Source organism: Sphingobacterium shayense, assembly GCF_013179575.1.
Classification (GTDB): Bacteria; Bacteroidota; Bacteroidia; order Sphingobacteriales; family Sphingobacteriaceae; genus Sphingobacterium; species Sphingobacterium shayense.
Genome location: NZ_JABMCQ010000102.1, coordinates 1 through 14,281, shown reverse-complemented (window position 1 = coordinate 14,281; position 14,281 = coordinate 1). Strand labels below are relative to the sequence as shown.

The 14,281-nt window shown below is 40.5% G+C and carries 8 protein-coding genes; 3 read left to right on the top strand and 5 right to left on the bottom strand.

The genetic code is table 11. From position 1 onward, the window contains the following. Nucleotides 1–312, top strand: a 312-nt coding sequence (locus HP439_RS12330; protein WP_246229348.1) for a DUF5695 domain-containing protein, incomplete at its 5' end; no start/stop codon positions are given. Nucleotides 313–693: 381 nt separating this feature from the next. On the opposite strand, the gene HP439_RS12325 is transcribed toward HP439_RS12330, so the two are convergent. From HP439_RS12325 to HP439_RS12315, 3 genes are all read right to left on the bottom strand, one after another. Further along, nucleotides 694–3,759: a beta-L-arabinofuranosidase domain-containing protein gene (locus tag HP439_RS12325; RefSeq protein WP_172390642.1), complete on the bottom strand. Its 3,066-nt coding sequence runs from the start codon at nucleotides 3,757–3,759 to the stop codon at nucleotides 694–696. Between the two features lie 214 nt (nucleotides 3,760–3,973). Then, on the bottom strand, nucleotides 3,974–5,479 hold the full coding sequence (locus HP439_RS12320) for a SusD/RagB family nutrient-binding outer membrane lipoprotein (protein WP_172390641.1): 1,506 nt from the start codon (nucleotides 5,477–5,479) through the stop codon (nucleotides 3,974–3,976). A gap of 12 nt (nucleotides 5,480–5,491) precedes the next feature. Beyond that, nucleotides 5,492–8,725, bottom strand: coding sequence for a SusC/RagA family TonB-linked outer membrane protein (locus tag HP439_RS12315; protein WP_172390640.1), 3,234 nt, complete (start codon nucleotides 8,723–8,725; stop codon nucleotides 5,492–5,494). A 733-nt stretch (nucleotides 8,726–9,458) separates the two neighbouring features. Between HP439_RS12315 and HP439_RS12310 the strand changes: the two genes are divergently transcribed. Next, entirely contained in the window at nucleotides 9,459–11,750 is a 2,292-nt protein-coding gene (locus HP439_RS12310) for a GH92 family glycosyl hydrolase (RefSeq protein WP_172390643.1), read from the top strand. A 4-nt stretch (nucleotides 11,751–11,754) separates the two neighbouring features. Then, a complete protein-coding gene (locus HP439_RS12305) occupies nucleotides 11,755–12,687 on the top strand; it encodes an endonuclease/exonuclease/phosphatase family protein (RefSeq protein WP_172390639.1) in 933 nt (310 codons plus the stop codon). Between the two features lie 106 nt (nucleotides 12,688–12,793). Here HP439_RS12305 and HP439_RS12300 read toward each other — a convergent pair whose 3' ends face one another. Continuing rightward, nucleotides 12,794–13,564, bottom strand: a complete 771-nt coding sequence (locus HP439_RS12300; RefSeq protein WP_172390638.1) for a DUF4382 domain-containing protein — start codon at nucleotides 13,562–13,564, stop codon at nucleotides 12,794–12,796. Nucleotides 13,565–14,072: 508 nt separating this feature from the next. After that, nucleotides 14,073–14,281, bottom strand: a 209-nt coding sequence (locus tag HP439_RS12295) for a tetratricopeptide repeat protein (RefSeq protein WP_172390637.1), incomplete at its 5' end; no start/stop codon positions are given.

Below are 14,281 nucleotides of genomic sequence, written 5' to 3'. Positions count from 1 at the left end.
AGTGGAAATCTCACTGAATCTAAGGGGAAAATTAAAGTGGATTTAACTACTGCCTCCAGAGCTCGTGTGTTCCTCGCTGAACAGAGGCTATGGATCACTCTTGATGCGGGCCAGCTGCAATCCTTAGAATATGACCCTACCACTACCCAGATACGACTGTCCTTGGCAAGCGCGAACGATAGCTATACAGAAAACACGTTATTAAATATCGAAAATGACCGCTATAAAGTCCTCGGATACAAAAAAGATGGTCAAGGACGATACGTAATACCAGGAAATATCAAAACAGTTACGCTGACTAAGCGTAATTAGTTTACCTACTTAAAAGATTGTTTCAATTAGTTAAAAGGAGATCACGTGTACTCATTAAAGGGTACGCGTTTTCTTTTTCTATGTCCTCGAGTTACAAGAAAAACACTGGAATCCCAATAAAAAGACACAATGGGTGAATGGCTTTTTAGGGACAGAGGGCACGAGCTTTCCATAAAAATTTTCTATCAGGCTTTCAATGGAGTCTCCCCTTTGCCTGAATCTTCGAAAGAAAATGGATAAGGAATTTCATTTTTCCGGAAGCGTAACACACAAATTAAATGGAAAATGTCGATAAGAGCTTAGATCGACCTATAATCAATCCTACGTAAAAGCTTTCGCTTCGAGCGATTCGAAGCGAAAGCTTTAGGGGTTTTAGATAATTTACTTTAGGGTTACATCAAGATAAACCGAATGACGTCCATAGGTATCATAAAACGGCTTATATTCAACGCCATCGATAGTAAACTCCAGTTTTTCTGGGTTGCCTTTTATGGTTTCACTAATATCTCGCGCATTAAAGGTTACTTTTCGCCATTCCTTTCGCGGTTCAGCTTCCTGTGCAGCTAGCAATATGGGTCCATAAAATAAGCTTGCGATATTTTGCTGATCCATAACAGGATCCAAGTGGAATGCAAATGGCATTCTTATTTCAATATGATCGCCGTCTTTCCAGTCTCGTTTAATGGGAAGATAGCTTCCAGGTTTTGCTTGCAACTCCTGCTTCTTTCCATTGATTTCTACAACAAACCCTTTGGTGGCCCATCCTGGCACCCGTATATGTACGGTAAAATTACCGTTCCCTTTGATATCTAAACGAGTCTGATCCTCTTTAGGATAGCTCGTCGACTGGGTCAGCGTAACATTCCGCTCTGTCCAGCTTAAGGTTGAGGGGATGAACAAATTAACATACAGATTCTCATTATCCTTACTTTTAAAATAGATCGAATTTTGCAACTTTGTACTGCTTTCAATTGCCGTTCCATTACAACAGGTAAAACCTTTCATATCTGGGTTACCAAACTGCTTCATCGCACCTGGACGCAAGGAGACGTGGTAAGTATTCGCGGGACTATCTTCAGCCACAGAGGCCAGAATATGGTTATACAACCCTCTTTCATAATAATCCATTAACTCGGCACGTGGCGTAAACAGGAAAAGGTCACTCGTTAACTTTAACATATTATACGTGGCACATGTTTCATTTTGTCCTCCAGCTGAGAACCCATTTTCGTATAAGGACGCAGGTTGGCTGATAAAGCATTCAGCATTTGCGGGGTTTCGAGCGCCGGCGACCCCACCAATGCTGTACATATAATCGTTAACGGCTTTGTACCAGAAATTGTCGGCAATTTTAAAATAGTCTGGATTATTCGAAACCCTGTACATCTCGATGCTACCAACAATCTGTGGAATATGTTGATTAGCATGCAACCCACGGAACGTGTCCACATTTTTAGCTAATCCGTGGGAATGATCCTGATCACCATAAAACATTTTTATATTATCGAACAGCTTTGCGGTCTTTAGATAGTCTGAATTCTTAGTGATATCATACAGGCGGGCCATCGATTCGTTCATTCCACCAAACTCACCAGCAATATAAGTATTCCACATTTTTATCCGCGTTTCGGCAGGAAGCTTACTCAAGCGGGCGTAAACCCATTCACTCATACCCTCGGCAATTCGGAGGGCTTTTTCGTTACCACTAACTTGATAAATATCAATTAAACCCGCCAGAATCTTATGGAGGGTGTAATAGGGTGCCCAAACTTGGTTATTCTTCCCTCCGTATGTTGCACCGTGTTCTAACATGATAAATTGATCCGGTGGATAAGCACTTATAAAGCCTTCTCCCCAGTTCCAATAGTCGTTACGGATCCCTTTGTCACTCAAGTCAGAATCGTAATCAGTTTTATTCGGACCGACGGGCACAGCCGTCGGATCTATAACGTAATCTCCACCCGCTTGTTTTGCCTTACCAGAAAGTTGCGAAAGCTCGTAAAGTTCGTCTACCATATACTCCATTTTCTGCGCAAAGTTTTCTTGTAGACTTTTATCATATCCTGTACTCGCGTAAGATTGCGCTATCGCTGTGAGATAGTGACCCGTCGCATGACCGCGGAGCTTGGTGTCTTTACTATCCCAAACTTCTAATGGTACGGCGCCTGCAGGCTGCTCTTGACCAAATGCATGTCGGAACATATACAGAAAGGAATTCGGGTCAGTTTTAGCAAGCGTTGTTATAAATTTGTCCCGATTTTCAATAAACTTGGTATCGTGATTTTCATCATCATTGTTTAGAGAAACCTGATTCAACGCAAAAACCTCTAATTTTTGTGAAGGAGCTGTACCAGTTTCTAATCCTTTCACTCGAACTGTAGCTTTCGGTTTCAAATTTGTTCCTGGAATCCGTCCAGTAACGGTATACTCGCCCGCTTTCTTTACAGCCTCATTGTCGGCATCTGCAGGCCATATAACCCGTACTTTTGGACCTACTATCCCATCTTTATATGACCCTTGTATAAAACTCGGTAAGCGTGGCAGTTCTCCTAAGGCTGTTTCCACTGTTACATCAGCTACCGCGGTAAGATACGCGTTATAAAATTGAGCTTTATTGAGTTCGTAGCTAGGTAGATCATCTTCTACTTTCCCCATGTTTTGGGCGTCTTCACGGACGCCTTTAAAAGCATTATAATAAATATTTGCAATTTGCTTCTCAGTAAGCGGTACGCGATAAATTCGGAAGTCATGTAAAAGCGCGTTTAAACTCGGTTTTTTCAAATCTAGCGACTTTCCTATATATAACTTGTTCGGCGATTCGCTATCCGCTTCAAAAACTGCTGCCAGTTCCTTTGGTATATTGGAACCTTCAGCTACAAGTTTGCCGTCAAGATAAGTCGTTATTTTTTTTGAGAAGACATCGACCACGATGCCTACGTGTATCCACTTGTTTTGTGCTAGCACTGAAGAAACAGCTTCTGATTTATTAGTACCGCCTGCGGTAACTAAAGTTTGAAACCCTTTATCTTCAGATGTACCAACTGGGCTAGCAAAAAAATGTTGGTCGTGGTTCTTGCCAAAATCAAAGAAATACTGTCCCTGTTGAGATGAGCGTAATAACAACCATCCCGAGATACTTAAAGATTCTAGATTCGATAAAGTACCTGATGGCAAGACAACATAGTCGTTTGGACCGCCCGCAAGGGACAGCACTTTACCAAATTTTTCGTCCTGAACAAAATTAATATTCGCACTTTGAAATTCAGCATGTAAATTATTCCGAGACCAATCTTTAAGATTACCGTCAAAAACATAACGCGCAATCATACCCGTTTCTCCTATCCCGTCTAGAATTTGATCTCCACTCTGCGCTCGCACACTATTTATTCCCTCTGCCAGTGCAATAACAACCAAAATAATACGCACAAACCCTTTGCTTACTCTCATATTTTTATTCAATATAACTTCTTTAAATTTCCTTTTTAGTCCATCATTCTATATTACGTTCTAAAACTAAAAAGAAATTCTAATCATCAATACATTCATTTTAGCCAATATGCACAGGATATTAACGTCGAAAACGAAGTCCGGACGTCTAGTCACATAAAAAAGAAGAGCCGTCAATTGACAGCTCTTCCTTTGATATGATCATTAACTGCTTTTAAAAAACGTCACTACGTTGATCCCACCACATTTGTTCTCCCCACGCGTAGTCTTTAACATTAGAATTTGCTTGATTCACATTTTCTGTGTTATACAAGAATTCATTGTTTGGATATGGCAAACGAAACGGCTGATCATTATGAGCATCACCAAATACCGAATTTAATGACGGATAATTTGTCGAAGGAATACCTGTACGGCGGTATAAACTCCATGCTTCAAAGTTTTCTTTGAACAGGGCAACCCACATATCCCACCAAATACGTTCTTTCGTGTTATTCCATTTTCCTTTGCCCGCTAAATAAGCATCAACCGCAGCACTAGCAATTTGATTATCCTCCATCGACAACCGGACAGCTTTCTCATAAGCGTCTTTTGCCGTCATGCCGACATTATATCCAAGCATCGCTGCCTCCGCATATATATAAAATGTTTCAGCGGATTTATAAAAAGGTGTAAAACCAGCGGGGTCCTTCATATATTTATCTCCAATAAACGAAATTGTCGTCAATGGAGATGGCGACGCCTCTGCTCCGTTTTGGAAACCTCGATAGGTTCCGTCAGAAGCTTTATTAGCAACTTTAGCAATTCTAGGGTCTTCCATCTCTATTAAATGATCGATAAAAATATCTGACATTCCATAATTATCAATGCGCTTTCCCACGTACCCGTCATTGTTCCAAGGTTCATAATACGGTGCTCCACCAGGATATGTTAAATAACAGTTTTCTTCATTGGTTTCTAATACAGGATATTTCGTAGGATCACCTGCAATTTCTTCAATTGTGGATTTCGCTAAATCAGGTGCCACTGCAGAAATACGCATAGCGAGTCTTAATCGTAATGAATTACAGAATTTCTGCCAATTTTTAACTTCGTCGATTGGGTCCATCCCATTACGATGATAGATAAAATCGCCATCCCCAAGATCATCCGTTCCAAGTCCATCGGCCATTTCATCCGCAATAGTTTTCAGGCTCTGTAATAGAGCTGGATAAATATCCTCTTGTTTATCGTATTGCGCTTTAAGTACACTACCGTCTTCTTCCCGCCCTTGTAAAGCTTGCGAGTAAGGTACATCACGCCATCCTTCTGTCAGGTAGGACCACATGTAGTTCTGCCATATACGTGCAACAAATCGGACATTTTTATACAAGTCCGCTTTTTCCTCTGTTGTTTCGAGGAGGATGTCTAATTGCGTGTTATTATAATAGCATGCTGCCCAGCGGTTACCATACGTATTGTTCGTTGGAATCAAATCTCCTAAGTAATCAAGATATTGGATCTTTACAATATATCCGGCGAAAGTGCCATATCCAGCCACATCGCCACCAAAGGACTGGCCTGTGTTGCGCAATACATTCGCTAAAATATTTGTAGTAGGAACTTCAGTGAATGCATCTGGATCCGTATTTACGTCTTCAAAAGACTTCGTGCAGCTTGCCGCCGCCAGACCAAATGTCAGGCAGGCAAGAGTTGTATATTTATTAAATTTTATTTTCATGATTGTAACTCCTTAAAATGAAACGCCTAATTTTAGTCCAAAACTACGCGAGGTAGGAACGGATGCTTGTTCGAAACCAACACCACGGCTATCACTCGAAACACCTCCAGTCTCCGGATCAATACGCATCGTATTAGATTTATGCGTCCAAAGTAAAGCTAGATTCGATCCAATTAGGGACACGTTGACACGGCTGATTCCTTTTAAATTTTGCAAATAACGAGATGGCACATTATACGTTAAGTAAGCCTCTCTTAATTTTAGAAATGAGCCGTCGAAAACATACATCTCAGAAATCCCGCCGTTTCGATACCATGTTTGTGCATCAGTTTCGATCGTGTTTTCCACCCAGTTTCCGTCACCGTCCATCATCGCAAACTTTTCATCCTTCATTACATCTCGTCCCGCAACAATCGCGCGTTCGCGAACTCCGTCTTCTACCGTTATCGCTGCAACACCTGCACCATATGCATGACTCATCGTTTGTGACCAAATGTCGCCGCCGACACGGAGGTCCAATAAGAATCCAAATGAGAAGTCTTTATATGTGAAATCATTACGCCAGCTCGCTAGGAAATTTGGTGTAACATTACCAATTTCTTGTCCACTTTTGTTTACCACTAGACCAGTGTTATTAACTTTGATAGCGCCTTTCATTGGGCCTTCTTCCACGCGATCGTATCCACCGCCTACCAAAGTACCCCATTGCTCGCCTTTTCGAGCAACATTTGCGACCCCCCAGGTCCACCCAATTTGGTAAGTGTCTAGATCCAGTTGAGGATAAAGTTCAATCACCTTACTATTGTCTTTTGCATAGTTTACAGTGGTGGACCAATTAAAACCGTCATCTTTTTTAATGATATCTCCTCTCAATTGTATCTCGATACCTTTATTTTCAATTTCACCGGCGTTTAAAAGCATCCTGTTAAAGCCAACCACATTTGATGTAGCGACTTCTAAAATTTGATCTCTCGTGTTTTTATAGTAATATGCGATATCAGCGTGAAGACGATCGTTAAACAAGCCAATTTCTGTTCCCACCTCCCAAGTACGGACACTTTCTGGTTTTAGCTGTTCATTAGGCAATGTCATTGTATGATACATCTGCGCAACCCCGTTAAAGGCGTTGTCTTGTGCATAGTAATATGCTCGATTTTGATAGGCAGACGCACCGGCACCAATTTCAGCCCATCCCCCACGCAATTTCCAAAAACTCAAAACATCACCCTTCAGATTCTCGAATGTCGATGTTGGAAGCCAACTTAAACTAGCTGAAGGATAAAAGAAATCGTCTTTAATCGTGGAACTCCAATCATTTCTCGCACTCACATCTAAATACAACTGATCGCGCCACCCTAGATTTGCGGATGCGAAAACCGAATTAGAACGAACGTGCGTGTGATCCATCGTTGAAATAGCGTCTCCCATTTTGTTAGCTACCGTGTATACGCCCAGTACCGCAAGCGCATCTGCGCCAATCACAGAATTACCCCACTGCACATCTCTGTAGTTGGCTCCCGCCAGTGCTAAAACATTGAAATCACCGTACTGCTTATTAAATGAAGCAATGAAATCTAAATTTAGTTCTGTATTATCCGTTTTGCGATCACGAAACCCACCAAATGGAAATGCACTATTGAAATAGTTCTTTTCAAATGCTTGCGCACTGTAATAATCCAGTCCGGCACGTCCTTCGAATTTCAGGAACTCGAATGGTTGATAATAAAGCGATGTTTTTCCGAAAAAACGATCTCTTTTATACGAATTTGTATTTTCATGGACGTTAAAATATGGATTAACGTGGTAGTTCGTATTCCAATTGTAGAGTGTGTAATCTCCACGCTCATCCCTTTGGTCCCAGTTATTTTTAAGACTTTGCATATTGATCTGACGACCACTCCAGATAAAACCGTTCATCGGATTATTTCCGTCGTAACCTTGACTCACAATATTATCACTTTCCGTTCGCGTATAATTGGTACTCACATCAAAAGACACCTTATCTGAAATTGTCGTGTTATTATTCAGCTGGATACCGTAACGCTTCTGGTCGGTATTAGGTACGGTTCCGACCTGATCGCGAAAAGATAGAGATGCACGTGTACTTGATTTTTCCGATTGCGCGAGTAGCGAAAGATTGTGGTTCATGGAATGTCCAACCTGAAAAAAATCACGTATGTTATTTTTGTGAGACATCCAATCAGTAGCTTGACGAATGCCATTTTCTACAGGGCTATCAAATTGTGGCAACTTTAACCCTACATCCAAGCGAGGGCCCCAAGATTCATCGAAGCCGTCATTCACTCCATTACCACTACCTGTTCCATCATCATAAGCAAACGCCTTGCTTCTTGCATAGTCTTGATATGAAAGATTTCCTCCAGAACGATTGTAATGAAATTCATCACCATTAAAACCTTGACCGTATAAATTTTGGATTTTTGGAAGATAAGAAGCTTTATCTACGGAAAAATTCCCGTCATAAGAAAGCTTAATCCCTTTCTGCCCCTTTTTACCCGATTTAGTCGTGATGAGAATAACGCCGTTACCGGCACGCATACCGTAAAGAGCGGCAGATCCTCCTTTGAGTACTGTCATTGATTCGATATCTTCCGGATTAATATCGTTAATTCCTGATCCGTAATCGACTCCACTATACGTGTTATCACCCGATCGTTGTGTATCATTTGAAATCGGAACTCCATCAACAACAATTAATGGTTGTTGATCCGCCCTTACTCCCGAGTTACCACGCAAACTAATACGTGCAGACGCCCCAACGGTACCACCAAATTGATTTACCTGTACTCCCGCTACTTTACCTGATAATGCATTCGTCACGTTTACCGGTCCTGCTTGGGTTAATTCTTTCGCATTCACTTGCTGAGCAGCATATCCAAGTGATTTTTTGTCACGAGAAATACCTAACGCGGTAACAATTACTTCATCTAGATCTTCAGTCGCGGAATTTAAAATAATCTCTACCGAAGTTTGATTCGACAAATTTATCATCTTACCACTGTACCCAATTGCCGAAATATTAAGCTGACCTGCCTGGTCATAAGTGATTGAGAATTCTCCGTTGGTACCCGTTTGGGTGGCCGTTCCGTCTTTTAGGGATAAGGTAACACCGGGGATAGGTGCTCCGTTCCCGTCTACAACTCGACCTTTTAGCTGTGTTTGGGCAAACAAGCCGGTCGAGAAGAAAAGACTAGCTGCTAAAAAAGCAATTTTTCTTTTGTTCATCTAGTTTTGTTATTTAGTTAGTTAATCAATTAAGTTTCAACGCACCTAATGTCGGTAGATTTACCTACCCAGACAGACCAGATATTAACGAATATTAACCGGATATTAACATCGCATTAAATTTAACTCCTAATGTTAGCATTGTTAATACAATGATTCTTAACATTTACTAATCACACAACTTGAGGTTAATTTTTTATCTTTAGAAGATCAGTGATTTTAGAAAAAATCGCCATAAGATTCTAGTTAAAGATGGAAACGGAATCCAAAAAAACATCATTTAACGTCAGAAATATAAAGATTAAATATAAAAAAAGAAGAATGTAGTACACTCGACAACCAATAACGCATAATACAGTTATACCGGTAATAAGACGCTCTTTGCGCGTCATTCATGATTACCTAGCTATTTCAATAATGGACAAGTAGGCTGGCTCCGCATTAAAATATATCCGATAAAAAGCAGCTCTTCTAAAGCCTATAATTTATAGGAGCTTATAAAGTTTTACTCTTTTATCTCTGATGACGGAAGGGAGTCTAAAAAAATACGACCATAAAGGGCGTAAAAATATTGTTACGCTTTATTAAGTTTCATCGTCAACAATAGGTTTTATTAACATATAACATCGCTTTTTATGCCATCTTGGCGATGCGACTGTTTGCTCGATCAATAGCAACTAAATAGATTTAGCAAAAATTTTCTTATTCAACATTGTTTCTCTAATTTTAAATGATGAAAAGAATAAAATACTTAATAGCATCGTGCTTTATATCACTTGTAATTGCATCGCCGGCACAAGTAAAAAGCCCGGTTGACTATGCGAATCCGCTGATTGGTACCCAATCTAAGTTTGAACTATCTCATGGAAATACCTATCCTGCAATCGCTCGACCATGGGGTATGAATTTTTGGACCCCACAAACAGGAAAAATGGGCGATGGCTGGGTCTATACCTATACTGCCGATAAAATCAGAGGTTTTAAGCAAACACATCAACCTAGCCCTTGGAATAACGATTATGGCCAATTTTCAATTATGCCGATGACCGGTAAAGCGGAATTTGACCAAGAAAAGCGTGCGAGTTGGTTTTCTCACAAAGCAGAAATTGCGCGACCTTACTACTATAGCGTATACCTGGCAGATTATGATGTAACAACCGAATTATCGCCCACAGAAAGATCTGCAATTTTCAGAATCACTTTTCCAGAAACAGACAGCGCATTCGTAGCGGTAGATGCTTTCGACAAAGGTTCGTACATCAAGATTATCCCTGAGAAAAATAAAATTATCGGATATACTACCCGGAATAGTGGCGGTGTTCCAGAAAATTTCAAAAACTACTTCATTATTGAGTTTGATAAGCCGTTCACTTATCAAGCAGGCGTAAAAAGCAATGCGATACGAGAAGACGAGTTAGAAATTCAGGACGACCACGCGGGTGGAATTGTTGGATTTAAGACTAAAAAGGGAGAAGAAGTCATAGCGCGCATTGCATCTTCTTTTATTAGTTTCGAACAAGCCGAGTTGAATTTAAAAGAGGTCGCTGACAAATCTTTTGAAGAAGTTAAACAAGCCGGAAAAGATCGCTGGAATGAGGTTCTTGGCAGAGTGGAAATTGAAGATGACAATTTAGATAAAGTTCGAACATTTTACTCTGCACTATACCGCTCAACACTATTCCCACGTGATTTCTCAGAAATAGATGCGAAAGGAAATAGAGTTCATTACTCGCCGTATAATGGCAAAGTTTTACCGGGCGCTATGTTTACTGATACAGGATTTTGGGATACATTTCGCTCCCTCTTCCCACTGTTAAACCTGCTGTATCCATCCATGAATGATCAGATGCAAGAGGGATTAGTAAATGCCTATAAAGAGAGTGGTTTTCTACCTGAATGGGCGAGTCCAGGTCACCGAGAATCGATGATCGGAAACAACTCTGCATCAATTGTCGCCGATGCTTTAATAACTGGCAGAAAAGGATATGACACACAATTATTATGGGAAGCTCTACAGCATGGCGCAAACCATGCCCATCCTAAAATATCAGCTACCGGCAGAACCGGTTTCCAGCTTTATAATGACCTTGGGTATATCCCATTTGGAAAGGATATTAATCAAAATGTGGCCCGCACCTTAGAGTACGCATATAACGATTGGTGCATCTTTCAGTTTGGAAAATCCATAGGACGTCCAAGTGCAGAGACAGATGTGTATGCCAAACGCGCCTTAAATTATAAAAATTTATATGACGCACAAACAAAATTAATGCGTCCTAAAGATAGCCAAGGGAAGTTTATGGAAAACTTTGATCCTAGTGCTTGGTCACGTGAATTTACAGAAGGAAATTCATGGCACTGGAGCTTTTGTGTCTTCCATGACCCACAAGGATTAATTGAACTGATGGGTGGAAATAAAGCCTTTACAGCAATGTTAGATACAGTGTTTGTTATTCCAAGTTATGAGGGCATGAATAGTCGCAGTATGATTCATGAAATGCGAGAGATGCAAGTGATGAATATGGGACAATATGCACATGGCAATCAACCAATACAACACATGCCTTACCTTTATAACTATGCTGGCGAACCGTGGAAATCGCAATATTGGGTCCGCAAGATAATGGACAAACTATATCAGCCTACTCCAGACGGATACTGCGGAGATGAGGACAATGGTCAAACCTCCGCTTGGTACGTGTTTTCTGCTATGGGTTTCTATCCAGTCGCTCCGGCTACAGGAGAATATGTATTAGGATCTCCCCAGTTCAAGAAGGTAACCCTTAATCTCGAAAATGGCAATAAGGTCGTGATAAGCAGCAATAATACCGATACGAAAAATGTGTATATACAGGGTTTAAAAATCAACGGTCTCAGCTACGATAAGAATTTTTTGCGCTACGACGAATTAATAAAAGGAGGCGACCTCCAATTTGATATGGGCGCCGAGCCGAACAAACAACGAGGAATCTCGGAAAGTGCATTCCCTTACTCTTTTACAAGGGAGTTAACTGCAAAAGATTAGTTTTATGAAGAAGTTTTTTTTAAAAATTATTGGCACCGCTCTTATCTTTAATCTATCCTTCGTTCTTGCATATAGTCAGACATTGGATTTAACGATCGGAAGCTACAATATTCGATATGACAATAAAAATGATCGCCCTAACGGAAACGGATGGGATCACCGGCTGCCGGTCATTAGCTCTTTAATCCAGTTTATCGATTACGACATTCTAGGTTGCCAGGAAGTCTTGATTAATCAACTAGAAGATCTAACCCAGCAATTACCTGGATACGCATATGTTGGTGTTGGTCGCCAAGACGGTAAAGATGCAGGCGAGTTTGCGCCAATCTTCTATAAAAAAGATATGTTCAACGTCCTTGATTCTGGAAATTTTTGGCTATCTGAGACACCCGACAAGCCGTCAAAAGGTTGGGACGCAGCCCTGCCTAGGATTTGTACATATATTCATTTAGAAGAAAAGAATACAGGAAAGAAATTGTGGTTCTTTAATTTACATATGGACCATGTAGGAACCAAAGCCAGGGAAGAAAGCAGTAAGCTTGTGGTTCGTCGAATCAAAGACATGCTTAAACCGCATGAAGCAGCCGTGTTAACAGGGGATTTCAATGTCGATCAGAATAATCCTATTTATAATATTATAGAACAGTCTGGAGTAATTCGCGACAGTTACGTGGTTGCTCCTCTTCGATATGCCTGGAGCGGAACCTTTAACGCCTTCGACACAAACCTGTTCACGGATAGTCGTATAGACCATGTATTCGTAACTGAGCATTTGAAAGTAAAAAACTATGCTATCCTAACAGAAAGTTACCGAGCCCCGAAAGCGAGCTCCCGAGAGGTGAAAAAAGGAGATTTCCCAAAAGAACTGTCTTTCAAAGATTACGAAGCGAAGCTTCCCTCTGACCATTTCCCAATTGTAGTAAAAGCAAAGTTCTAAAAAAACTAGTCAACTATTGGGTTAAACAATCGGTTATAATACCCAAAAGTCCATTCATTAAATTAAAAATGAATGGACTTTTGAAGAAATGAACAGTTGTTAAATGTTATTCAAGCACGGTCGTCCCTAAATCGTTAACCATTCCGTTAGAAACATTAACATCATATATAGTGTCGGTCGGAAAATCCATTGACGACGGTTCTATAATCACTTTGTATTCACCTTGCAGCACTCCTGGAAAATAAAACGCCCCCGTTTCATCCGCCAATGTTCCAAGCGTATCCGTCTCGCTGATCGCATATATATGCGGAAACGCTTCAATAGGTTGAATCATCCCTTTGATGGCGCCAGTTACTTCTACGGGTATGGCTCGGATTACTGGTTTAAGCATATATTTTCCATTTCCCGTTTGGTGAATCGATTTAGATGCGTCGAAGTCAAGAAGCAATGTATATCCAATATTCGGGATCAATTCATCTTGTATCTTTAATTTCACACCTGAAGATTGCCCACTCGGTGTTGTTAACGGTGAGGTCACGCCATCAACCGTAATAGTATTTCCCTCGTCGTGTAATTTTAATCGAATTTCCTGAATCATACCGGAAGGAACATCGTGCTCCGCGATAACCGTATCGCGTCCATTTCTAAATTTTAAAATATCAAATGGATGTTCATCAACATCAATCGTTTCGCGTCCACTGGTTGTGAGAATTTCAATTTCATCAATATTAAGAACAATCGCATCATAATAGGCCGGAGCGTCTGTCATTTTCAACGTTACCGGTGTTGTCCCTTCGGGTGTACTATTGTCGCTTGTACTACAACTTGTGAGGGCTAATGCTACCGCCACAATTCCGATTTGTAGATTTCTTTTCATAAACTAAAATTTTTTAATATAAAATGGGTATACAAATCGTATGCCATAATACAACTAAAGAAAATTAAACAAAACGAAATTCATATCAAATTTATTTCCTCGACGAAAGTCTTTGAAGACGATGGTATTTACGTTTTTTGTATCGTAGTCTCCTATTGAGAGGAGTCCTGACATTTGGATTAGCGTTTGTCTCCGTTTTCCAAATTCGCCAGGGTATGCAAAAATCAGTACTGATCAGACCGCTTTGATGGGCACTTTCAGGTTTTTCTCTGTTTCCAAAAGTAGCCCGTTAACGTGGTCAGGTAATTTAGGTCGTTATAATGAACCAAAGATAGTTACTCTTTCCTAATTTATTCGGTGCGGTAAGGTACTTTTATTAAACAATAGTTTCACATTCAATATTACTGATTCTACGAGATCGCTCACCCTTGCTCTTAAACTATCGACAATATCACTGCCCTAGAAAGGAACATTAGTTTTCCGCAATTTCTCTTTTTAATAAACCCTGCTATTTGGAGTTCAACTTTTGTAATCGTTCTTTTGCAGAAGGGATAACATCATCTTCTCCCTCATAATTTTCAATTATACTTTCCAATGTACTTTTCGCTTGAAAATTATCGCCTTTCTTGGCGTAAGTATCCGCAAGTAGTATAAAGCTCTTGGCCACCCAGTAGTCATGAGACCCCATATTGTTGATCACGTCAAACGCTGTTTTCT